The organism is Streptomyces sp. PA03-1a (assembly GCF_033792805.1).
Lineage (GTDB): Bacteria > Actinomycetota > Actinomycetes > Streptomycetales > Streptomycetaceae > Actinacidiphila.
The window spans coordinates 1-22487 of sequence record NZ_JARAVO010000049.1 but is presented as its reverse complement, the minus strand read 5'-3'; the positions used below and the strand labels follow the sequence as shown (position 1 = coordinate 22487).

Below are 22487 nucleotides of genomic sequence, written 5' to 3'. Positions count from 1 at the left end.
GTCGTCAGTCCCGTCACGGGGTCACCTCCGGTGCGGCAGCGGCGTCCACGGCGGCCGGGGCGATCCGGACGACCTGGCCCGGCAGGGCGCCGGTGTCCGAGACGACTCCCCCGCCGGCCGAGTTGAGGGGCACCCACACGACCCGGTCGGCCATCGCCGTCACCTGCAGCGGCAGCCGGACCGAGCCCAGCGGGCCGGTCACCTCCATCAGCTCGCCCTCGGCGACGCCGATCTCCTGAGCGGTCGTCGCCGAGAGGCGGGCGACCGCCGGGTGGCGGGTGCCGGCGAGGGCCTCGTCACCCTGTTGCAGCAGGCCCCGGTCGAGCAGCAGCCGGTGGCCCGCGAGGACCGCCTCGCCACTGCCGGGCTTCGGCAGCGGCCGGCCGGTCTCCTGCGGCGCCTCGGCGCGCGGGCCCTCGTACGGGGCGAGCCGGGACAGCTCGGCGCGGGCCGAGCGGACGTCGGCGAGGCCCAGGGAGACGTCCATCGCGTCGGCCAGCATGGTCAGCACCCGGGCGTCCGGGTACTGGTGGCGCTGGACCTGCTGGGCCGGCTTGATCGCGGCCTCGAAGAGCCGTACCCGGCCTTCCCAGTTGAGGAAGGTTCCGGCCTTCTCGGCGACCGCGGCGACCGGCAGGACGACGTCGGCGCGGTCGGTGACCTCGCCGGGTCGCTGCTCCAGGCTGACCACGAAGCCCGCCGCGTCCAGGGCCGCGCGGGCCCGGGCCGGGTCGGGCAGGTCGGCCGGCTCGACGCCGCCGACCAGCAGTGCACCGAGCTCGCCGCTCGCCGCCGCCTCCAGGATCCGGCCGGTGTCGCGGCCGTGGCGGGACGGGAGCGTGGTCACGCCCCAGACCCCGGCGACCTCGTCGCGGGCCCGCGGGTCGGTGACCGGACGGCCGCCGGGCAGCAGCCCGGGCAGGGCACCCGCCTCGACGGCACCGCGCTCGCCCGCGCGGCGCGGGATCCACGCCAGCCGCGCGCCGGACGCCTGGGCGAACCGCACGACCGCGGTCAGCGCGCCGGGGACGGCCGCCAGCCGCTCGCCGACCAGGACGACCGCGCCCTCGGCGCGCAGCGCCTCGTGGGCGGTCAGGCCGTTGCCGTCCAGGCCGACGCCACTGGCCAGGGCGTCCAGCCACTCGGTCTCGGTACCGGGCGCGGCGGGCAGCAGGGTGCCGCCCGCCTTCTCCAGCCCGCGCGTGGCGAACGGCGCCAGCGCGAAGGTGCGCTGCTTGTGCTTGCGCCAGGCCTTGCGCAGCCGCAGGAAGACGCCGGGCGCCTCCTCCTCGGCCTCCAGTCCGGCCAGCAGGACGGCGGGGGCCTTCTCCAGCAGGGTGTAGGTGACGCCGTCGCCGGACAGGTCCCGGCCGCGGCCCGCCACGACGGCCGCCAGGAAGTCGGCCTCCTCCGCGGAGTGGGCGCGGGCCCGGAAGTCGACGTCGTTGGTGTCGAGGGCGACGCGGGCGAACTTGGCGTAGGCGTACGCGTCCTCGACGGTGAGCCGGCCACCGGTCAGCACGCCGGTGCGGCCGCGGGCCGCCGCGAGTCCGCGGGCCGCGGCCTCCAGGGCCTCGGGCCAGCTCGCGGGCTCCAGTTCACCGCTGTCGGCGTTGCGGACCAGCGGGGTGGTGAGCCGCTCGGGGCGCTGCGCGTAGCGGAACCCGAAGCGGCCCTTGTCGCAGATCCACTCCTCGTTGACCTCGGGGTCGTCCTGCGCAAGCCGGCGCATGACCTTGCCGCGCCGGTGGTCGGTGCGGGTGGCGCAGCCGCCCGCGCAGTGCTCGCACACGCTCGGCGAGGAGACCAGGTCGAAGGGCCGGGAGCGGAAGCGGTAGGCCGCCGAGGTCAGGGCGCCGACCGGGCAGATCTGGATGGTGTTGCCGGAGAAGTACGACTGGAAGGGGTCGCCCTCACCGATGCCGACCTGCTGCAGCGCGCCGCGCTCCACCAGCTCGATCATCGGGTCGCCGGCGATCTGCTGCGAGAAGCGGGTGCAGCGCGCGCACAGCACGCAGCGCTCGCGGTCCAGCAGCACCTGGGTGGAGATCGGGACCGGCTTCTCGTAGGTCCGCTTGCGGCCCTCGAAGCGGGTGTCGACCTGCCCGGCGGACATCGCCTGGTTCTGCAGCGGGCACTCGCCGCCCTTGTCGCAGACGGGGCAGTCCAGCGGGTGGTTGATGAGCAGCAGCTCCATCACCCCGCGCTGGGCCTTGTCCGCGACGTCGGAGGTGAGCTGGGTCCTGACGACCATCCCGTCGGTGCAGGTGATGGTGCAGGACGCCATCGGCTTGCGCTGGCCCTCGACCTCGACGATGCACTGGCGGCAGGCGCCCGCGGGGTCGAGGAGGGGGTGGTCGCAGAAGCGCGGGATCTCGATGCCGATCAGTTCGGCGGCACGGATCACCAAGGTGCCCTTGGGCACGGAGATCTCGACCCCGTCGATGCTGACGGACACCAGGTCCTCGGGCGGCACCGCCGCCTCACCGGAGGCGGCGTTGGTCGTGACGGTCACGCGTTCACCTCCAGGTGAGACTTGTCGGCCCAGACCGTGGACTTGGACGGGTCGAAGGGGCAGCCGCGGCCCTCCAGGTGCTCCACGTACTCGTCGCGGAAGTACTGGAGGGAGGAGAAGATCGGGCTGGCCGCTCCGTCGCCGAGGGCGCAGAAGGACTTGCCGTTGATGTTGTCGGCGATGTCGGCGAGCTTGTCGAGGTCCGCCAACGTGCCGGCCCCGCTTTCGATGTCCCGCAGCAACTGGACGAGCCAGTAGGTGCCCTCGCGGCAGGGGGTGCACTTGCCGCAGGACTCGTGGGCGTAGAACTCGGTCCAGCGCGTGACGGCCCGCACCACGCAGGTCGTCTCGTCGAAGCACTGCAGCGCCTTGGTGCCGAGCATGGAGCCCGCGGCGCCGACGCCCTCGTAGTCCAGCGGGACGTCGAGGTGCTCGTCGGTGAACATCGGCGTCGAGGAGCCGCCCGGGGTCCAGAACTTCAGCCGGTGGCCGGGCCGCATGCCGCCGCTGAGGTTCAGCAGCTGGCGCAGCGTGACGCCCAGCGGGGCCTCGTACTGGCCGGGGTTGGCGACATGGCCACTGAGCGAGTACAGCGTGAAGCCCGGGGACTTCTCGCTGCCCATCGAGCGGAACCAGTCCTTGCCCTTGAGCAGGATCGACGGCACCGAGGCGATGGACTCGACGTTGTTGACCACCGTCGGGCAGGCGTACAGGCCCTCGACCGCCGGGAAGGGCGGGCGCAGCCGGGGCTGGCCGCGGCGTCCCTCCAGGGAGTCCAGCAGCGCGGTCTCCTCACCGCAGATGTACGCGCCGGCGCCGGCGTGCACGGTCAGCTCCAGGTCGAAGCCGCTGCCGAGGATGTCCTTGCCGAGCAGTCCGGCCTCGTACGCCTCGGCCACCGCGTGGTGCAGCCGCCGCAGCACGGGGACGACCTCGCCGCGCAGGTAGATGAAGGCGTGGTTCGAGCGGATCGCGTGGCAGGCGATCACCATGCCCTCGATGAGCGAGTGCGGGTTGGCGAAGAGCAGCGGGATGTCCTTGCAGGTGCCGGGCTCCGACTCGTCCGCGTTGACGACGAGGTAGTGCGGCTTGCCGTCGCCCTGCGGGATGAACTGCCACTTCATCCCGGTGGGGAAGCCCGCGCCGCCGCGGCCGCGCAGGCCGGACTCCTTGACGAGGGCGATCACGTCGTCCGGGGGCAGGGCCAGCGCCTTGCGCAGGCCCTCGTAGCCCTCGTGACGGCGGTACGTGTCGAGGGTCCAGGACTGCGGATCGTCCCAGAAGGCCGAGAGAACGGGTGCCAGCACCTTCTCCGCCGAGTCGACCATGGTCACCGGTCCTCCTCACCTTCCGTCGGGCGCTCCTGCGTGACCGGTCCCGCCGGGTGCTCCGGGTCGGAGACCGCGGAGTCCAACGGAGCGTCGTGGGAGCTGGGGTGGGCCGGGGGCGTCTCGTCCTGCGGCGGGGCGGAGGTCTGCCGGGGCACGCCGGCCCCGGAGCCCGGCAGCGACTCGCCGCGGGCGAGCCGCAGGCCCGCCAGCGAGGCGGGGCCGGCGCCGCCGCTCGCCTCGACGGCGCCGGGGCGCTCGTCGGGGAACCCGGCGAGGATCCGCGACGTCTCCTTGTACGTGCACAGCGGAGCGCCGCGGGTGGGTTCGACGGTGCGGCCGGCGCGGAGGTCGTCGACGAGCCGCTTGGCCGACGCGGGGTCCTGGTTGTCGAAGAACTCCCAGTTGACCATCACCACGGGGGCGAAGTCACACGCCGCGTTGCACTCGATGTGCTCCAGCGTGATCTTGCCGTCGTCGGTGGTCTCGCCGTTCCCGACGCCGAGGTGCTGCTTGAGCTCGTCGAAGATCGCGTCGCCGCCCATGACCGCGCACAGGGTGTTGGTGCAGACCCCGACCTGGTACTCGCCGGAGGGCCCCCGCCGGTACATCGAGTAGAAGGTGGCCACCGCGGTGACCTCGGCCGTGGTCAGCCCCAGCTGTTCGGCGCAGAAGCGCACCCCGGTGCGGGAGACGTAGCCCTCCTCCGCCTGCACCAGGTGCAGCAGCGGCAGCAGGGCGCTGCGGCTGCCGGGGTAGCGCGCGATGACCTCCGCCGCGTCCGCGTCCAGTTGTTGCCGTACGTCGGCCGGGTAGTCCGGCGCGGGCATCGCGGGGATGCCGAGTGATACCTCAGTCACCGGTCGACGCCTCCCATCACGGGGTCGATGGACGCCACCGCGACGATGACGTCGGCGACCTGGCCGCCCTCGCACATCGCGGCCATGGTCTGCAGGTTGGTGAAGGACGGGTCGCGGAAGTGGACGCGGAAGGGGCGGGTGCCCCCGTCGCTGACCACGTGGACGCCGAGTTCGCCCTTGGACGACTCGACGGCGACGTACGCCTGGCCGGCCGGGACCCGGAAGCCCTCGGTCACCAGCTTGAAGTGGTGGATCAGGGCCTCCATGGAGGTGCCCATGATCTTCTTGATGTGGTCGAGCGAGTTGCCGAGCCCGTCCGGGCCGAGCGCGAGCTGCGCGGGCCAGGCGATCTTCTTGTCGGCGACCATGACCGGGCCGGGCTGCAGCCGGTCCAGGCACTGCTCGACGATGTCCAGCGACTGCCGCATCTCCTCCAGGCGGAGCAGGAACCGCCCGTAGGAGTCGCAGGTGTCGACGGTCGGGACCTCGAACTCGTAGGTCTCGTAACCGCAGTACGGCTGGGACTTGCGCAGGTCGTGCGGCAGGCCCGTGGAGCGCAGGATCGGGCCGGTGGCGCCGAGCGCCATGCAGCCGGCCAGGTCCAGGTAACCCACGTCCTGCATGCGGGCCTTGAAGATCGGGTTGCCGGTGGCGAGCTTGTCGTACTCGGGGAGGTTCTTGCGGAACTTCTTCACGAACTCGCGGACCTGGTCCACGGCGCCGGGCGGCAGGTCCTGGGCGAGGCCGCCGGGGCGGATGTACGCGTGGTTCATCCGCAGGCCGGTGATCAGCTCGAAGACGTCCAGGATCATCTCGCGGTCACGGAACCCGTAGATCATGATCGTGGTGGCGCCGAGCTCCATGCCGCCGGTGGCGATGGCCACCAGGTGCGAGGAGATGCGGTTGAGCTCCATCAGCATCACGCGGATGACCGAGGCGCGGTCCGGGACCGCGTCGGTGATGCCGAGCAGCTTCTCCACCGCCAGGCAGTACGCCGTCTCGTTGAAGAACGGCGTGAGGTAGTCCATGCGCGTCACGAACGTGGACCCCTGGGTCCAGGTCCGGAACTCCATGTTCTTCTCGATGCCGGTGTGGAGGTAGCCGATGCCGCAGCGGGCCTCGGTGACCGTCTCGCCGTCGATCTCGAGGATCAGCCGGAGCACGCCGTGGGTCGACGGGTGCTGCGGGCCCATGTTGACGACGATGCGCTCGTCGTCGGCCTTGCCGACGGTCTCGGACAGCTCGTCCCAGTCGCCGCCGGTGACCGTGAAGACCCGGCCCTCGGTGGTCTCCCGCTCCGATGCCTGCCGGGGTGCGTGGTGAGTGCTCACGAGTACGACCTCCGCTGGTCCGGAGCAGGGATCTGGGCGCCCTTGTACTCGACGGGGATGCCGCCGAGGGGGTAGTCCTTGCGCTGCGGGTGGCCCTGCCAGTCGTCCGGCATCATGATCCGCATCAGCGCGGGGTGGCCGTCGAAGACGATCCCGAAGAAGTCGTAGGTCTCGCGCTCGTGCCAGTCGTTGGTCGGGTAGACCCCGACGAGCGACGGGACGTGCCGGTCCGCGTCGGAGACGCTCACCTCCACCCGGATCAGCCGGTTGTGGGTGATCGAGCGCAGGTGGTACACGGCGTGCAGCTCGCGGCCCTTGTCCTCGGGGAAGTGGACGCCGCTCACGCCCGTGCAGAGCTCGAAGCGCAGCGCGGGGTCGTCGCGCAGGGTCCTGGCCACCAGCGGGAGGTGCTCGCGCGCGACGTGGAAGGTGATCTCGCCGCGGTCCACGACGACCTTCTCGATCGCGTTGTCCGGGACGAGCCCCTGCTCCTCGAGGGCGCCCTCGAGCTCGTCGGCGACGTCGTCGAACCAGCCGCCGTACGGCCGGCTCGCCGCCCCGGGCAGTCGCACGGTGCGCACCAGGCCGCCGTACCCGGAGGTGTCGCCGCCGTTGCGGGCACCGAACATGCCGCGCTGGACGCGGATCGCCTCCCCGTGGTCGCCGCGCTGGCCGGGCAGCCCGGCCGCGTTGACGTCCTTGTCCGGGTTCGGGGTGTCCGGGGAATCCGTCATCGGAGGAGCCCCTTCATCTCAATCGTCGGCAGCGCCTTCAGCGCCGCTTCCTCCGCCTCGCGCGCGGCCTCTTCGCGGTTCACGCCGAGCTTGCTGTGCTGGATCTTCTGGTGGAGCTTGAGAATCGCGTCCATCAGCATTTCGGGACGGGGCGGACATCCAGGGAGATAAATGTCAACAGGCACCACATGGTCAACACCCTGCACAATGGCGTAGTTGTTGAACATCCCGCCGCTCGATGCGCAGACCCCCATCGAGATCACCCACTTGGGATTCGGCATCTGGTCGTAGACCTGGCGCAGGACGGGGGCCATCTTCTGGCTCACCCGGCCGGCCACGATCATCAGGTCCGCCTGGCGCGGGGACCCGCGGAAGACCTCCATGCCGAAACGGGCCAGGTCGTACCGCCCGGCCCCGGTCGTCATCATCTCGATGGCGCAGCACGCGAGGCCGAACGTGGCCGGGAAGACCGAGGCCTTCCGGACCCAGCCGGCCGCCGCCTCGACGGAGGTGAGCAGGAAGCCGCTCGGCAACTTCTCTTCAATACCCATGGCTATTCTCCGCCCCTAGTCCCATTCCAGGCCGCCGCGACGCCAGACGTAGGCGTAGGCGACGAAGACGGTGAGCACGAAGAGGAGCATCTCGACGAGCCCGAAGACCCCGAGGGCGTCGAACGTGACGGCCCAGGGGTAAAGGAAGACGATCTCGATGTCGAAGACGATGAAGAGCATCGCCGTCAGGTAGTACTTGATCGGGAAACGGCCGCCCCCGGCTGGCTGCGGAGTCGGCTCGATGCCGCACTCATACGCCTCCAACTTGGCCCGGTTGTACCGTTTCGGGCCGATGATGGAGGCCATGACCACGGAGAAGATCGCGAAGCCGGCCCCGAGGCCGCCCAGCACGAGGATGGGCGCGTAGGCATTCACGTCCCCGCTCCTTCCAGTCGACGATGACTGATGACGGACCGTGCCCGGACGTGCACCCCGCGCCACCTAGATCGTCTCCATGTGAGGCAGTTCACAAGCCCAGACTGCCCGCATCCTATGCCTCCTGGTCTGTGATCTGCGACACGGGGTTCACTCTGACCTTTGTGATCTCCGACACCAGTCGAACGATCATGAACGGGGATGAGCGGTGATCTTCTCACTCAGTAATCCCAAACGATCACCAGAAGTCACATTTTCCTGCGTTTCCGCTGGTAAACAGGGGTGCCGCACTATCAGGCGCCGACGATCGAAGGCAAATTGGAGCTGGACCGGGGGACGTGATAGCGCCCTGCCCCTCCTGCGGGTGAGCCGCGAAACACCCCGCTGACGGCGGCCGGAGGCACGTGAACGCGCGCACGAGGATATGGAGTTGAATGTCCAGAACGTCCCGAATAAGGAAGATCGAAAAAGGGACAATACCACTGCTCGACAGCCAACTGTGGCGCATCACACTTTTGTTGAACGGAACCGACCGGGCCTGATACCCAAGTCTTCATGTCCCTTCAGACCTCGCATATACGCCGCCGGCGACGCGCCGCGCAGAGCCCCAACTGGGTGCGCCGCGCAGGAGTCGCCGGCGGCGTCATCGGAACGCTCGCCCTGACCGGAATGTCGTCTTCGGCGAACGCCGAGCCCTCGGCCGCCGACCCGGCGACCACGGGGAGCATCCCCGTCATCCCCGCCCTCTCCACCACCGCCACCGCCGCGGAGGCCGCTGACGCCATCGACGAGACCGTCGTCGAGCAGCAGCTGGACGCCGCCCGTGCGGAGGCCCGCACCGAGGCCATGAAGGCCGCCCAGAAGAAGAAGGCCGCCGCCGACGCGCGCGACCGCGCCGCGGCCAAGGCCGCCAAGGCGCGCGAGACCGCGACCGCGTCGCGCTCCGCGGGACGCACCGCGCTGGCCTCCTCCTCCAGCGCGACGGGCAGCGTCGCCTCCGTCATAGGCTTCCTGAAGGCCCAGGTCGGCAAGCCGTACGTCTACGGCGCCACGGGCCCCAGCGCGTACGACTGCTCCGGTCTCACCCAGGCCGCCTTCCGCACCATCGGCGTCGATCTCCCGCGCACCTCGCAGGCGCAGTCGACCTTCGGCACCCAGATCTCCGTGAGCGCGGTCCAGCCGGGCGACCTCGTCTTCTGGGGCGGAGTCGGCTCCGCCTACCACGTGGCCGTCTACATCGGCGGCGGGCAGTACCTGGACGCGGCGAACCCGAGCAAGGGCGTCGTCATCCAGCAGATGTCCAACTACATGCCGACGTCCGCCGTACGCGTGCTCTGATCACGCGCCCCGTCCCCACGGAGGCCGCCGGCCCGCACCGGGCCGGCGGCCTCCTCCGTTCCCGCCCCCGTGCGGTCCTCCGCGCCCCGGACAGGACCCACGCACCTGTGCGCCGGACCACCCGGCGCCCTCCTCCCCCGCCGCCGCGAGGGGGAGCCGCCGCACCGCGCCCGGCGGCGGGCGGCCGCAAACGAAAGTCCGGCCCCGCCGCAAGGAGACGTACCGCACACGGGGCCGGACGACCGGGGAGCCCCGGACGGGGCTCACGGGCCGGAGCCCGGCTCCGCCGTGGCGGCGGACCGGGCTCCGGACGCCGGGTTCATCGACGGTGGCAGTCACGGCCCCCGCTGTGCCAGACCCTGACCCATTGGCCCGGCGTGCGGACCCACTTGACGCGGCCGTGGCTGGACACCCGCACCAGGCGTCCGGGACGGTACTCCAGCTTCCAGGAACCCTGCCCGATCGAGCACTGCCCCTGCCGGTCGCCCCGCCGGTCGTCGTCGCGCCGGCCGTCGCCCCGGCGGTCGTCGTCGCGGCGGTCGTCACCCCGGCGGTCATCGCCCCGGCGGTCATCGCCCCGGCGGTCATCGCCCTGGCGGTCGCCCGGGCGGTGGTCCGTGGGGGCCGCCGAGGCCGGGCCGGCGGCGAGCACGCCCCCTCCGGCGAGCAGGACCGATGCGGCCGCGGCGGCCAGGACCTGGTGTATGCGCGTGCTCATGACTGCACCCTTCTCTTGATCACGGATCCCCGAGCAGTGATCAAAAGTATGAGCACAACGCCTCAAATCCCGCATTTCGGGCGCGAGCTGACTCCGGGGCAGACCCATCTGACATCGATGTCAACGACATCGATGTCAAAGGATCGGCGACCTGCCCGGCCCACGCCCCTTCCCGCCGGCCGGCGTCAACCGGGCCCGGCGACGGCGGAGTTCGCCGGTCCCGCCCGGCGGGCCGCGGCGCCGGCCGGGACGACGGGCGTCCTGACGCGGGGAGTTCGCCCCCGGGGGCGGGCCGGTGCCCGGTCAGCCGAGGCGGGCGTCGAGCGCCTCGAGGTCGTCGACGAACCAGGTGCGGTCGCCGCGGTTGCACTCGCGGACCAGGTCGCGAAAGGCCGTACTGGCCGCGGTGTACGCGGAGACGTCACCCACGATGGCGAGCCGGATGCGGTAGTTGACGAACTTCTGCAGGAGCTCCCCCGCCAGCCCGGTGCGCAGGGCGAAGAACCGCTCGTCGAACCGGCCGACGGGCACGGCCACCACCTCCGCCCGGGAGAAGGCGGATCCGATCACGTCGAGCGCGTCCTGGACGCCGGAGATCCTCGCGCCCTCCTCGCCGCAGACGAGGACGGGCACGCCCCCTCGCTCGGTCACCACGTCAGCCACGGCCCGCCTCCGGGTCCTCGGTGCGCTCCTCCGGGAACATGTCGTTCTCCCCTCCCAGGACGCCGTCGACGGTGCGCAGGACGTCCGCCGTCGCCGCGGCGCCGCCGAGCACCACGACCTTCAGCCGCGAGCGCTCGTCGTCGTACGCCGTCCGGACCCGGGCCAACTCGTGGGGTTCCCGCGCCATCTGGGCACCGGCCACGAGCAGGGTGCTCAGACGGTCCGCTGCGGCCGCCCCGATGCCGTCGACCTCGACGATGGCCGAGACCTCCACCCGGTGCCGGGCGGCTGCGGCCGGCGCACCGGTGAGGGCGTCCAGGTCGGCCCGGGCGACGCGGTACTGCTTGCCGATGCGCACGGCCTTCAGCCGGCCGTCGCGGATGTAGCCGCGGACCGTGCGCACGTGCAGGCCGAGCCGGTCCGCGACCTGCTCGACGGACAACCACTCCCTCTCCATAAGTACGCATCCTACCCTGTGAAGGGAACGATAGGGATGTTTGCCTATCCCCTCTCACGATGTGACGGCAGCAAAAAGCCGCGCCGGCCCGTACAGCACGGGCCGGCGCGGCGAGCGGATGCCGGGGCGTCAGGAGCGCGGCGCCACCTTCGACAGCCCGTTGATCACACGGTCCATCGCGTCGCCACCCGACGGGTCGGTGAGGTTCGCCAGCAGCTTCAGCGTGAAGCGCATCAGCATCGGGTGCGTCAGGCCGCGCTGGGTCGCCAGCTTCATGACCTTCGGGTTGCCGATCAGCTTCACGAAGGCCCGGCCGAGCGTGTAGTAGCCGCCGTAGGTGTCCTTGAGGATCCGCGGGTACGACTGGAGCGCCAGCTCCCGCTGGGCCGCGGTGCCGCGCGCGTGCGCCTGGACGATGACGTCGGCGGCGATCTGGCCGGACTCCATCGCGTAGGCGATGCCCTCGCCGTTGAACGGGTTGACCAGGCCGCCCGCGTCGCCGACCAGCAGCAGGCCCTTGGTGTAGTGCGGCTGGCGGTTGAAGGCCATCGGGAGCGCCGCGCCGCGGATCGGCCCGGTCATGTTCTCCTCGGTGTAGCCCCACTCCTCGGGCATCGAGGCGCACCAGGCCTTCAGCACCTCGCGCCAGTCCAGCTCCTTGAAGGAGGCGGAGGTGTTGAGGACGCCCAGGCCCACGTTGGAGGTGCCGTCGCCCATGCCGAAGATCCAGCCGTAGCCGGGCAGCAGCCGCGGGTCGCCCGGGACGCGCCGGTCCCACAGCTCCAGCCAGGACTCCAGGTAGTCGTCGTCGTGCCGCGGCGAGGTGAAGTACGTGCGGACGGCCACGCCCATCGGGCGGTCCTCACGGCGGTGGAGGCCCATCTGGAGGGAGAGCCGGGTGGAGTTGCCGTCGGCGGCGACCACCAGCGGCGCGTGGAAGGTGACCGGGGTCTTCTCCTCGCCCAGCTTGGCCTCGACGCCCGTGATCCGGCCGGTGCGCTCGTCCCGGATCGGGGCGCCCACGTTGCAGCGCTCGTACAGCCGGGCGCCGGCCTTCTGCGCCTGGCCGGCGAGGAGTTCGTCGAAGTCCTCGCGCTTGCGCACGAGCCCATAGTCCGGGAACGAGGCCAGGTCCGGCCAGTCCAGCTGCAGCCGGACCCCGCCGCCGATGATGCGCAGGCCCTTGTTGCGCAGCCAGCCGGCCTCCTCGGAGATGTCGATGCCCATCGCGACCAGTTGCTTGGTCGCCCGGGGCGTCAGGCCGTCGCCGCACACCTTCTCGCGCGGGAAGGCGGTCTTCTCCAGCAGCAGGACGTCGAGTCCCGCCTTCGCCAGGTAGTAGGCCGTCGTCGAACCGGCGGGCCCGGCACCCACGACGATCACATCGGCGCTGCGTTCCGAAGCGGCGGTCTCGGTCACGGTGCTCCTCGCTGCTCTGGGCCGATGCGGCCTGTCTGCGACCAGCCGGCGGCGGCCGGACCGGACCCGTGCAGTCTATGTGGCCGCTTTCGCGCGCGGGCCGGGCGCCCCCGGCTTGGAGGCCGCGCGGCCTCTCAACGCACCGCGCGGTGCAGTGCCACGATGCCGCCCGACAGGTTGCGCCACGCGACCTTCGACCAGCCGGCCTTCTGCAGTCGCGCGGCGAGGCCGGGCTGGTCGGGCCAGGCCCTGATGGACTCGGCGAGGTAGACGTACGCGTCGGGGTTGCTGCTGACCGCGCGGGCGACCGGCGGCAGCGCCCGCATCAGGTACTCGGTGTAGACCGTGCGGAACGGCGCCCAGGTGGGGTGGCTGAACTCGCAGATGACGACCCGGCCGCCGGGGCGGGTGACCCGCAGCATCTCGCGCAGCGCGGCGTCGGTGTCGTGGACGTTGCGCAGCGCGAAGGAGATGGTGACGGCGTCGAAGACCCCGTCGGCGAACGGCAGCCTGGTCGCGTCGCCCGCGGTGAGCGGGAGGAAGGGGTGGCGGCGCTTGCCCTCCCGCAGCATGCCCAGGGAGAAGTCGCAGGGCACCACGTGGGCGCCCGCCTCGGCGAAGGGCAGGGAGGAGGTGCCCGTGCCGGCGCCCAGGTCCAGCACGCGCTCGCCGGGACGGACGGCGAGGGCCTGTGCGACGACCTTGCGCCAGCGGCGGTCCTGGCCGAGCGACAGCACGTCGTTGGTCAGGTCGTAGTTGGCCGCGACGTCGTCGAACATCGCGGCGACTTCGTGCGGCTGCTTGTCCAGGGAGGCTCGGGTCACGCCCCCCATTGTTCACCCGGTGGCCCCGGGTCCCGCGCAGGGGCCCTGGCTACCGCCACGGGAGGCCGGGCGCGCGGGCCGGTCAGGCCCTGCGGTGCAGGAGCCGGCCGCCGACGACGGTGGCGAGGCAGGCGCCCCGCCCGTCGAAGACGGCGAAGTCCGCCCGGACGCCCGGTTCCAGGGGCGGGGCCTGGCGGGCCGGCAGCAGCCCGCTGCGGTCCAGGGCGGAGCGCAGCGCGGGGTCGGCCGGGGCGGTGGCGACGGCGGTGACCCCGCGCAGCAGCAGTGCGTGCACGCGTTCGCGCGGGGTGGGCGCCTGCGGGAGCCCGCCCTCGTGGGTCAGGCCCGGACGCAGCGCTCCCGGCCAGCTCCGGACACGGGCGCCCGGGTGGGCCGCCCGTAGCGCGTCGAGCGGGCCGACGGCAGCGACGAGGCCGCCGTCCACCAGCAGGGCCGTGCCGTCGGTCCCGGAATGGATCGTCAGCATCGGCGGCGTCAGGAGGTGCTGAGCAGCTTCAGCTCCGGGTGCGCCGTGCCGCCCTCGATGGCGGTCGACGACAGGTGGGAGACCACGTGGTCGTCGACCGGGTCGTTCGCGGGGTCGTCGTGGACGACGAGGTGCTCGTAGGTGGTGGCACGCTGGGCGGGGACCCGGCCGGCGGCGCGGATCAGGTGGATCAGCTCCATGCGGTTGGAGCGGTGCTTGGCGCCGGCCGAGGAGACCACGTTCTCCTCCAGCATCACCGAGCCGAGGTCGTCGGCTCCGTAGTGCAGCGACAGCTGGCCGACCTCCTTGCCGGTGGTGAGCCAGGAGCCCTGGATGTGGGCGACGTTGTCCAGGAAGATCCGCGCGATGGCGATCATCCGCAGGTACTCGAAGAGCGTGGCCTGCGTGCGGCCCTTCAGGTGGTTGTTCTCCGGCTGGTAGGTGTACGGGATGAAGGCGCGGAAGCCGCCCGTACGGTCCTGGACGTCACGGATCATGCGCAGGTGCTCGATGCGCTCGGCGTTGGTCTCGCCGGTGCCCATGAGCATCGTGGAGGTCGACTCGACGCCGAGGTTGTGCGCGGCCTCCATGATCTCCAGCCAGCGCTCGCCGCTCTCCTTCAGCGGGGCGATCGCCTTGCGCGGCCGGGCCGGCAGCAGTTCGGCGCCGGCGCCCGCGAAGGAGTCCAGGCCCGCGGCGTGGATGCGGGTGATGGCCTCCTCCACCGGCACCTTGGAGATGCGGGCCATGTGCTCGACCTCGGAGGCGCCGAGGGAGTGGATGACCAGCTGCGGGAAGGCCTGCTTGATGGCGCTGAAGTGCTTCTCGTAGTACTCGACGCCGTAGTCGGGGTGGTGGCCGCCCTGGAACATGATCTGGGTGCCGCCGAGTTCGACGGTCTCCGCGCAGCGGCGCAGGATGTCGTCGAGGTCGCGCGTCCAGCCCTTGGCGGTGTCCTTGGGCGGGGCGTAGAAGGCGCAGAACTTGCACGCCGTCACGCAGACGTTGGTGTAGTTGATGTTGCGCTCGATGATGTACGTCGCGATGTGCTCGGTGCCGGCGTAGCGGCGGCGGCGTACGGCGTCGGCGGCGGCGCCGAGGGCGTGCAGGGGCGCGGAACGGTAGAGGTCGAGCGCCTCCTCGGGCGTGATGCGGCCGCCGTCGGCCGCACGGTCGAGGACGGACTGCAGGTCGGCGTTCTCGCTCACCGGGGCATCCCTTCCGAGGGTCGTGACGGACTCGCCCAGCCTACGCCAGGGGGTCAGCCGCCCTGCTTCCTGAGGTCCCCTTCCGGCTGACCGGCCAGGGAGTCGCCCGAGCGGTAGTGCAGCGAGCCGTCCGCGTTGAGCGTGAACCGCTCGTCCGCCGAGCCGTCCGAGCAGACCCCGGGATGCGGGTTGGTGCCGCCGCTGGTGTCGAGCACGACGCTCTTGCGCGTGGCCTCGGCGAGCTTCCAGTCGCCGCTGCAGTCGTAGGACTGGCCGAGCAGGTCCAGCACGCTCTTGTCGCGCCCGACGACCGCGCCGACCTTGCCCTCGCGGAGGGTGATCTCCATCGTCCCCGGCACGCCGTGGGCGGTGACGGTGTCGCCCTTCCACGTGCCGACGAAGGCCTTGGGGAGTGCGTCCAGCCGCGGTTCCGAGGACGGGGGCGAGGACGGGGACGTGGCCGAGGACGTGGCCGGGGACGCCGTCGGGGACCCGGAGCCCGCGCTCCGCGAGGGGGTGCGCTCACCGCCCTTGGCCTGGTCCGCGTCGTCGCCGAGCCCCGGCAGCACGAGTGCCAGGGTCACGGCGGCCGCGGCCAGCAGGATCGCCGTCGCGGCCAGCGCGGCGGCGCGGCCGCGCCGCCGGCCCGGGCCGGCGGCGGGCGGGGGCGTGGCGGCGAACGGCGGCGCGTCCTGGGGCTCGGTCAGCGAGGGCGGCGGCCCGAACGACCCGTACGAGGGGTGCGAACCGTACGAGCCGTAACCGCCGCCCGGTCCCCCGGCGGCCGCGGCAGGGGCGCCGCCGACCGGGCCGTTCGTACCCGGGGGCGGGGTCGGTTCGAGGTCGAGCAGCTCGACGGCCTGCCGCCCCAGGCGCTCCGTCAGCGGGGACGGCAGCCAGCCGGCCCGCACCAGCGAGGCGGCGTCGCCGCCGGCCGTCAGCAGTTCGGCGAGCCGGCGGGGCGTCGGGCGCACCGAGGGGTCCTTGGCGAGGCAGGACTCCGCGATCCGGCGCAACTCATCGGGCACGCCGTCGAGTTCGGGCTCCTCGTGGGCGACCTTGTAGAGCAGGACGGCCGCGCTGTCCCCGGTGAAGGGGCCGCGGCCGGTCGCGGCGAAGGCCAGCACCGCGCCGAGGGCGAAGATGTCGGCTGCGGGGCCGGTGGGTCTGCCGGTGACCTGCTCGGGGGCCATGTAGCCGGGCGAGCCGACGACGACCCCCTTGCTGGTCAGCGCGGCCGTGGCGTCCATGGCGCGGGCGATGCCGAAGTCGATCAGCACGGGACCGTCGAGCGAGAGCAGCACGTTGGACGGTTTGATGTCGCGGTGCACCAGCCCCCGTTCGTGCACGGCCTCCAGCGCCTCGGCGAGTCCGGCGCCCAGCGCCCGTACGCCCTGCGGCGCCAGCGGCCCGAAGGTGGCGACCGCCTCGGACAGGGCGGGACCGGCGACGTAGCGGGTGGCCACCCACGGCACCGGCGAGTCGGTGTCGGCGTCGAGCACCGGCGCGCTCCACGCACCGCCGACCCGGCGCGCCGCGTCGACCTCGCGCTGGAACCGGGTGCGGAACTCCAGGTCGTCCGCGAGCTCCGAGCGCACCACCTTCACGGCCACCGTCCGGCCGCCGGGGCTGCGCCCCAGGTAGACCCTGCCCATCCCGCCGGCCCCCAGCCGGCCGAGGAGGCGGTACGGGCCGATCGCCGGGGGGTCGTTCGCTTGCAGGGGCTGCATCTGCGCGCCTCTCGCCGGTGCGGAAGGTCAGTGGAGTTGTACCCGTGGCAGTCGTGGTCACCCCAGCCGGGGCCGTCGCCGATCGTAGTGCGCCCGCGGGCGCCGGGCCCGGGCCGGCGGCGGGCTGCCGCCGGCCGTGCGGATCAGCCCCCGGGGCGCAGCAGTTCGACCCGCGCCTGCGCCGGGAAGCCCACCCGGCGGGCGAACTCGGCGATGCCGGTGAGCTGCTCGGGGCCGAGCGAGAAATCCAGGGTGGTGAAGTAGCGCTGGAGGGTGCCGGCGTCGAAGGCCTCCCAGCGGGCGGCCTGTTCGGCGACCTTCTCCACCTCCTCCATGCTCAGGTCGCGGGAGGCCAGGAAGGCCTGGTGCACCTCGTGCACCACGGCGGGGAGCGCCTCCAGGTAGTCGCGGCGGGCGGCCCAGACGGCGAAGACGAAGGGCAGTCCGGTCCACTCCTTCCACATCAGCCCGAGGTCGTGGACCTCCAGGCCGAGCCGCGGCGCGTCGTGCAGCGAGGCGCGCAGCGCCGCGTCCCCGATCAGGACGGCCGCCTCGGCCTCCTGCATCATCAGCGAGAGGTCGGGCGGGCACGTGTAGTACTCGGGTTCGACCCCGTACTGCTCGGCGAGCAGCAACTGGGCCAGGCGGACCGAGGTGCGGCTGGTGGAGCCGAGGGCGACCCGGGAGCCGTCCAGCGCGCCCAGCGGCACCTGGCTCACGATCACGCAGGACATCACCGGCCCGTCGCAGCCGACGGCGATGTCCGGGAGCGCGATCAGCTCGTCGGCGTTCCGGAGGTACTCCATGAGGGTGATCGGGCCGACGTCCAGGTCGCCGGAGACGAGCTGGGCGCTGAGCTTCTCGGGCGTGTCCTTGGTCAGCTCCAGGTCGAGCAGGGCACCCGTTCGGGCGAGCCCCCAGTAAAGGGGCACGCAGTTCAGGAACTGGATGTGCCCGACGCGGGGCCGGGCCCGGCGCACACCACCGGCGGAGGGATGAGGCGCAGATTTGTCCACATCAGGAGGCTAGACCCCCGCCCCCGGGATCTTGCGGCGGGTACCGTCCTCCCGCGCCGGGCCATCGGATTCCGGCAGCGCGTCCACGCCGCGTTCGCGCGTCCCGCGGCACGGCTGAAAACCGATCTTGTCGCTCTTCCCCGCCGCAGATGCTCCGTGCTACTGTCGTCGCAAGTTGCAGTTTGGTTTCCCTTGCAGTACAGAGCCTGCGGAGCATGTGACCGCGGGCTTTTGTAGTTTTCAGACTTCTTGCAGTGCGCAGGGCAGGTTCTGGAGCAGGGCAACCCTTTGGCCCAAGGAGGGCTTATGGCTACCGGAACCGTCAAGTGGTTCAACGCCGAGAAGGGCTTCGGCTTCATCGCCCAGGACGGCGGCGGCCCCGATGTCTTCGTCCACTACTCGGCGATCAACGCCTCCGGCTTCCGTTCGCTGGAGGAGAACCAGGCGGTGACCTTCGACGTCACGCAGGGTCCGAAGGGCCCGCAGGCCGAGAACGTCTCCCCCGCCTGATCGCGGACTGACACGTAGTACCCAACGAGCAGTACCCAAGGAGCCCCGCACCGTCGTGCGGGGCTCCTGCCTATGCGGGGTCCCGGTCGGGACGCGGCGTAAAGCACCTCGATCTCCTGTGCGAATTCGGGGACGACGACCGCACGGCGCAGTTCCATGGACGCGGTGGGACGGTCCGACCGCTCCGTGAATTCGGCGCGGAGCACGGCGTAACGGCGCAGGAACTCGGCGCGGTGAACGGTGGAATGCGTAGCGTCCACGGCCGGCTGGAGGCCGGCCGGCAGTTCGACGTCGGAGACCAGGGCGCCCGGGCGGGCTCCGGCCCTGCGGCGCATCCGCTCTCGGTGCCCCAGTCGGGGCCGTCATGGCTGTTACTTCCGGTAACCTTACGTGCAGGTAAATCCACCTCCGCGTCAGGGGAAGGCCGAGGGCCGATCACCGGTCGCGTTCCGCGGGCACGGGCACCGGTCGTCCGCCGGGCGCCTGACCCGCCGTCCGTCCGCCCCCGACCGCCGACCGACCGCCCACCGACCCGCGCGGGAACCCACGATGCCCCTGCTCCTCACCCTCGCCCGAGGCGTACTGACCGGCCTCGGCAAGCACCCGGCCGCCGACGCGCCGCTGCCCGCCGGTCACGTGACCGCGCCGGGCGTCCGGGTGGACCCCCGGCGGCTCGCCGCGTACGCCGAGGTGTGCGGCTTCCCCCCTGCGGAACGGCTCCCGCTGACCTACCCGCACGTCCTCGGCTTCCCGCTCGCCGCCCGGCTGATGGCCCGGCGGAGCTTCCCGCTGCCGTTGCTCGGCCTCGTGCACACGTGGATCGAGATCGTCCAGCGGCGCCCGCTGCTGCCCGGCGACCGCCCCGACATCACCGTGCACGCCGAGGAGTTGCGCGCCCACCGGCGGGGCGTGGAGGTCGTGCTCGTCACCGGGGCGTCCGTCGGCGGGGAGGTCGTCTGGCGCGACCGCAGCGGCTACCTCGCACGGACCCGCGCGGGCGGTACGGGAGGCGGGGCCCCGGGCGGCGGCACCACGGCCGCCGAGGGGGCGGAACTGCCGGCCGTGGCGCAGTGGCACCTCCCTGCCGGCCTCGGGCGCCGGCACGCCGCCGTGTCGGGCGACTGGAACCCGATCCACGTCCATCCGCTGACCGCGCGGCCGCTCGGCTTCCCCCGCGCCATCGCCCACGGGATGTGGACGGTCGCGCGCTGCGCCGCCGAGGCCGTGCCCGAGGACGCCGAAACGGTCACCCTGCGGGCCGAGTTCAAGGCCCCCGTCCTGCTGCCCGCCACCGTCACCTACGCGGCTTCGGCCCCGGACCCCTCCCGTCCGGGCAAGGGAAGGACCTTCGCCGTCCGCTCCGGGGACCGGATCCATCTCACCGGGACCGTCGGACCCTAGGGTCCGGGCGAGCGCGGGCGCGGGTGAGCGGGGCGGCAGCTTCGCGCGGGGCGTCCACCTCGGCCGCGAAGGGCTCGCCGGTGGTGCGCGCCTGACAATAGGGGACGGCCCAGCGGCTCGGTGGCCGGCGGTGTGCGTCCCGGCCCCCGGGTGTGTCAGCCGCGCTGCGCCGCCGCGCGTGAGGCGTCGTCCGCCTCGTCCTCCTGGGAGGCGCTGGCGGCGAGGTTGGCCTTCGTGCGCTCCACGCGCGCGGCGACCTGCACGGAGGCCTCCTCGCGCACCCCGCGCAGCACGACGAAGCTGAGCGGCGCGCTGATCACCAGCGCGAGCAGCATCACCCACAGCAGGTTGGAGTCGCCGAGCCCGGCGGGCAACACGTGGACGTAGACCAGGCCCCAGATGGCCAGGAAGCAGGCCGCGAACAGGCCGAGACGCATCAGGGAGTAGCGCAGCATGGGGCTCGGCTTCCAGCTCACGGTCGTAGCCACTTCCTTCGTTTCCCTCGTTCCGGCCTGCGGGAGGTACCGGACGTACCCGTATCAGTGAAGCACGGGCCCGGAAGGGTCAGGTCAGCGGGAGCCACATCGTGATGTCGTCACGGTCGTCACCTACGGCGACACGTATCGCCGCGGGGACACGCCCGACCTCCTTGTAGCCGGCCGAGGCGTAGAAGCGCTCCAGACCCATGCCGCCGCGGCAGGTGAGCTTCAGCCCCTCCAGTCCGAGGTCGCGGGCGGACCGCTCCGCCGCCTGCAGCAACTCCGCGCCGTTCCCGCGGCCCTGCAGGGACGGGTCGACCATCACGGTGTACAGCCAGGCCCAGTGCCTCATCAGGCGGTGGGTGTTGAAGGTGAGGAAGGCCGAGGCGGCCAGCCGGTCGCCGTCGAAACCGGCGATCATGCGCGCCCTGCCCCCGGACAGTGCCGCGTAGTGCCGTTCCGCCTCGAGGGCCACGTCGGCCCGGGACACGGGCGCGACGAAGCCGACGGCGCCGCCCGCGTTGGAGACGTCGGTCCACAGGGAGACGAGCTGTTCCCGCAGTTCGGGGGTGAGTTCGGGGTCGAGGGTGAAGCGCAGTGCCATGGCGCACACCCTAGGCATCGGGGCTGACACCGATCGACGGGCGTCCGGCCGCCGGACGACATCGGGGTGAAGGGGAGCCCTCGAAGCCCCCGCGTGCGTTCCGGGGGCCGGGAAATGTGCGCTGGGCGTGCGCCGTCGCGCGACGGCGCACGCCTGGGCTCACAGGCGCATCGGCTGCGGCGACTCGCGGCGCGCCGCGTCGGGACCCGGGTACTCACGGATGATCTCGTAGCGGGTGTTGCGCTCCACCGGACGGAAGCCGGCGTCCTGGATGAGCTCCAGCAGGTCGTCACGGGTGAGCTTGTTGGGCGTGCCGTAGTTGTCGGCGTCGTGCGTGATCTTGTACTCGACGACCGAGCCGTCCATGTCGTCCGCGCCGTGCTGCAGCGCGAGCTGGGCGGTCTGCACACCGTGCATGACCCAGAACACCTTCACGTGCGGCACGTTGTCGAACAGCAGCCGGGAGACCGCGAAGGTCTTCAGCGCCTCGGCGCCGCTGGCCATCGTGGTGCGCGCCTGGAGGGTGTTGCGGACCTTGCCGTCCTTCAGGTCCACGAAGTCGTGCTGGTAGCGCAGCGGGATGAAGACCTGGAAGCCGCCGGTCTCGTCCTGCAGCTCGCGCAGCCGCAGCACGTGGTCCACCCGGTGCCGGGGCTCCTCGATGTGCCCGTACAGCATGGTGCACGGGGTCTTGAGGCCCTTCTCGTGCGCCAGCCGGTGGATGCGCGACCAGTCCTCCCAGTGGGTGCGGTGGTCGACGATGTGCTGCCGCACCTCCCAGTCGAAGATCTCGGCGCCGCCGCCGGTCAGCGACTCCAGGCCCGCCTCGATGAGCTCGTCCAGGATCTCGCTCGCGCTCATCCCGGAGATCGTCTCGAAGTGGTGGATCTCGGTGGCGGTGAAGGCCTTCAGGGAGACGTCCGGCAGCGCCTCCTTGAGCGCCTTCAGCGAGCGCGGGTAGTAGCGCCACGGCAGCGTCGGGTGGAGGCCGTTGACGATGTGGAGCTCGGTGAGGTTCTCGCCCTCCATCTCCTTCGCCAGCCGGACGGCCTCCTCGATGCGCATCGTGTAGGCGTCCTTCTCCCCCGGCTTGCGCTGGAAGGAGCAGTACGCGCAGGAGGCGGTGCAGACGTTGGTCATGTTGAGGTGACGGTTGACGTTGAAGTGGACGACGTCACCGTTCTTCCGCGTCCGCACGTGGTGGGCGAGGCCGCCCAGCCAGGCCAGATCGTCGGACTCGTAGAGGGCGATGCCGTCCTCGCGGGTCAGCCGCTCACCCGCGTAGACCTTCTCCTCCAGCTCGCGCTTGAGCCCCGCGTCCATCGCCCGCCTCGCCTTCACCATCCGTAGTCGACCGTCCGACCTTACGCCTAGATGCTCTCGGGAAGTTCCCCGACCCGGTTCTCCCACTTCGTGGAGAGCACGATGGTGGTGCGGGTCCGGGCGACGCCCTTGGTGCCGGACAGCCGGCGGATGGTGTGCTCCAGGCCGTCCACGTCGGGGACGCGCACCTTGAGCATGTACGAGTCGTCGCCGGCGATGAACCAGCAGTCCTCGATCTCGTCCAGGTCGCGCAGCCGGGTTGCCACGTCCTCGTGGTCGGCGGCGTCGCTGAGCTGCAGGCCCACCAGCGCGGTGACCCCGAGGCCCAGTGCCGCGGGGCGGATCGTGGCGCGGTAGCCGGTGATGACACCGGCCTGCTCCAGCCGGTTGATCCGGTCGGTGACGCTCGGTCCGGACAGGCCCACCAGCCGGCCCAGCTCGGCGTACGAGGCCCGGCCGTTCTCACGGAGGGCCTGGATGAGCTGCCTGTCCACCGCGTCCATCAGACTGGACCCCTTCATTCGTGCCGCGACTGCGCTGTCAGGACAAGAATCTAAGGCATGAACGGGGATGTGCCCTGCGCATCAATCCGCAGCAGCCCCGTCGACCCCGGCCC

General features: G+C 72.0%; 23 protein-coding genes. 3 read left to right on the top strand and 20 right to left on the bottom strand.

Going from position 1 to position 22487, the window contains the following annotated elements:
• Positions 1–13 precede the first annotated feature (13 nt).
• From PV341_RS13650 to PV341_RS13620, 7 genes are read right to left on the bottom strand one after another with little or no spacing between them, the layout of a single operon-like run.
• Positions 14–2515, bottom strand: a complete 2502-nt coding sequence (locus tag PV341_RS13650; RefSeq protein WP_500329506.1) for an NADH-quinone oxidoreductase subunit G — start codon at positions 2513–2515, stop codon at positions 14–16.
• Complete coding sequence (gene nuoF / locus PV341_RS13645; RefSeq protein WP_500329543.1) at positions 2512–3843, bottom strand: NADH-quinone oxidoreductase subunit NuoF; 1332 nt, start codon at positions 3841–3843, stop codon at positions 2512–2514. The genes PV341_RS13650 and nuoF overlap by 4 nt, the downstream gene beginning before the upstream one ends.
• A gap of 2 nt (positions 3844–3845) precedes the next feature.
• Entirely contained in the window at positions 3846–4673 is an 828-nt protein-coding gene (gene nuoE, locus PV341_RS13640; protein WP_500329541.1) for an NADH-quinone oxidoreductase subunit NuoE, read from the bottom strand.
• A 26-nt stretch (positions 4674–4699) separates the two neighbouring features.
• Positions 4700–6034, bottom strand: coding sequence for an NADH-quinone oxidoreductase subunit D (locus PV341_RS13635; protein ID WP_500329505.1), 1335 nt, complete (start codon positions 6032–6034; stop codon positions 4700–4702).
• Complete coding sequence (locus PV341_RS13630; RefSeq protein ID WP_500329503.1) at positions 6031–6768, bottom strand: NADH-quinone oxidoreductase subunit C; 738 nt, start codon at positions 6766–6768, stop codon at positions 6031–6033. Before PV341_RS13630 ends, PV341_RS13635 begins: the two co-directional genes overlap by 4 nt.
• Positions 6765–7319 (bottom strand): NuoB/complex I 20 kDa subunit family protein, encoded by a 555-nt coding sequence (locus tag PV341_RS13625; protein ID WP_018558792.1) that lies wholly within the window; start codon positions 7317–7319, stop codon positions 6765–6767. The genes PV341_RS13630 and PV341_RS13625 overlap by 4 nt, the downstream gene beginning before the upstream one ends.
• A 15-nt stretch (positions 7320–7334) precedes the next feature.
• Positions 7335–7694: an NADH-quinone oxidoreductase subunit A gene (locus PV341_RS13620; protein ID WP_089226370.1), complete on the bottom strand. Its 360-nt coding sequence runs from the start codon at positions 7692–7694 to the stop codon at positions 7335–7337.
• A gap of 555 nt (positions 7695–8249) precedes the next feature.
• On the opposite strand from PV341_RS13620, the gene PV341_RS13615 reads away from it, so the two are divergent.
• The gene (locus tag PV341_RS13615) at positions 8250–9032 is read left to right on the top strand and encodes a C40 family peptidase (protein ID WP_500329501.1); all 783 of its coding nucleotides are present in this window, start codon (positions 8250–8252) and stop codon (positions 9030–9032) included.
• Between the two features lie 319 nt (positions 9033–9351).
• Here the strand turns inward: PV341_RS13615 and PV341_RS13610 are convergent, their stop codons facing one another.
• The 9 genes from PV341_RS13610 to PV341_RS13570 form a co-directional block, all read right to left on the bottom strand.
• Positions 9352–9750: a hypothetical protein gene (locus PV341_RS13610; RefSeq protein WP_500357904.1), complete on the bottom strand. Its 399-nt coding sequence runs from the start codon at positions 9748–9750 to the stop codon at positions 9352–9354.
• Positions 9751–10053: 303 nt separating this feature from the next.
• Entirely contained in the window at positions 10054–10413 is a 360-nt protein-coding gene (locus PV341_RS13605; protein ID WP_500329499.1) for a DUF4180 domain-containing protein, read from the bottom strand.
• Positions 10406–10870: a helix-turn-helix domain-containing protein gene (locus PV341_RS13600; RefSeq protein WP_500357902.1), complete on the bottom strand. Its 465-nt coding sequence runs from the start codon at positions 10868–10870 to the stop codon at positions 10406–10408. The genes PV341_RS13605 and PV341_RS13600 overlap by 8 nt, the downstream gene beginning before the upstream one ends.
• Before the next feature lie 129 nt (positions 10871–10999).
• Positions 11000–12289 (bottom strand): geranylgeranyl reductase family protein, encoded by a 1290-nt coding sequence (locus PV341_RS13595; RefSeq protein WP_499513331.1) that lies wholly within the window; start codon positions 12287–12289, stop codon positions 11000–11002.
• Positions 12290–12423: 134 nt separating this feature from the next.
• The gene (locus tag PV341_RS13590) at positions 12424–13113 is read right to left on the bottom strand and encodes a class I SAM-dependent methyltransferase (protein ID WP_499513330.1); all 690 of its coding nucleotides are present in this window, start codon (positions 13111–13113) and stop codon (positions 12424–12426) included.
• An 82-nt stretch (positions 13114–13195) separates the two neighbouring features.
• The gene (locus PV341_RS13585; RefSeq protein WP_500329495.1) at positions 13196–13600 is read right to left on the bottom strand and encodes an imidazolonepropionase-like domain-containing protein; all 405 of its coding nucleotides are present in this window, start codon (positions 13598–13600) and stop codon (positions 13196–13198) included.
• An 8-nt stretch (positions 13601–13608) separates the two neighbouring features.
• On the bottom strand, positions 13609–14808 hold the full coding sequence (gene mqnC / locus PV341_RS13580; protein WP_500329493.1) for a cyclic dehypoxanthinyl futalosine synthase: 1200 nt from the start codon (positions 14806–14808) through the stop codon (positions 13609–13611).
• Positions 14809–14861: 53 nt separating this feature from the next.
• Positions 14862–16538 carry a serine/threonine-protein kinase gene (locus PV341_RS13575; RefSeq protein WP_500357900.1) on the bottom strand — a complete coding sequence of 559 codons (1677 nt, stop codon included), beginning with the start codon at positions 16536–16538 and terminating at the stop codon, positions 14862–14864.
• Between the two features lie 143 nt (positions 16539–16681).
• Positions 16682–17554 carry a menaquinone biosynthetic enzyme MqnA/MqnD family protein gene (locus PV341_RS13570; protein WP_500329490.1) on the bottom strand — a complete coding sequence of 291 codons (873 nt, stop codon included), beginning with the start codon at positions 17552–17554 and terminating at the stop codon, positions 16682–16684.
• A 306-nt stretch (positions 17555–17860) separates the two neighbouring features.
• On the opposite strand from PV341_RS13570, the gene PV341_RS13565 reads away from it, so the two are divergent.
• Together PV341_RS13565 and PV341_RS13560 are read left to right on the top strand one after the other, a co-directional pair.
• Complete coding sequence (locus PV341_RS13565) at positions 17861–18064, top strand: cold-shock protein (RefSeq protein WP_354796699.1); 204 nt, start codon at positions 17861–17863, stop codon at positions 18062–18064.
• Positions 18065–18613: 549 nt separating this feature from the next.
• Positions 18614–19465 carry a MaoC/PaaZ C-terminal domain-containing protein gene (locus PV341_RS13560; protein ID WP_500357898.1) on the top strand — a complete coding sequence of 284 codons (852 nt, stop codon included), beginning with the start codon at positions 18614–18616 and terminating at the stop codon, positions 19463–19465.
• 155 nt (positions 19466–19620) lie between these two features.
• Here the strand turns inward: PV341_RS13560 and PV341_RS13555 are convergent, their stop codons facing one another.
• The 4 genes from PV341_RS13555 to PV341_RS13540 form a co-directional block, all read right to left on the bottom strand.
• On the bottom strand, positions 19621–19953 hold the full coding sequence (locus PV341_RS13555; protein WP_499513323.1) for a DUF4229 domain-containing protein: 333 nt from the start codon (positions 19951–19953) through the stop codon (positions 19621–19623).
• A 76-nt stretch (positions 19954–20029) separates the two neighbouring features.
• Positions 20030–20548: a GNAT family N-acetyltransferase gene (locus PV341_RS13550; protein ID WP_500329487.1), complete on the bottom strand. Its 519-nt coding sequence runs from the start codon at positions 20546–20548 to the stop codon at positions 20030–20032.
• A 159-nt stretch (positions 20549–20707) separates the two neighbouring features.
• On the bottom strand, positions 20708–21871 hold the full coding sequence (gene mqnE, locus PV341_RS13545; RefSeq protein WP_499516908.1) for an aminofutalosine synthase MqnE: 1164 nt from the start codon (positions 21869–21871) through the stop codon (positions 20708–20710).
• 47 nt (positions 21872–21918) lie between these two features.
• A complete protein-coding gene (locus PV341_RS13540) occupies positions 21919–22374 on the bottom strand; it encodes an Lrp/AsnC family transcriptional regulator (protein ID WP_499513321.1) in 456 nt (151 codons plus the stop codon).
• Between the last annotated feature and the right edge of the window lie 113 nt (positions 22375–22487).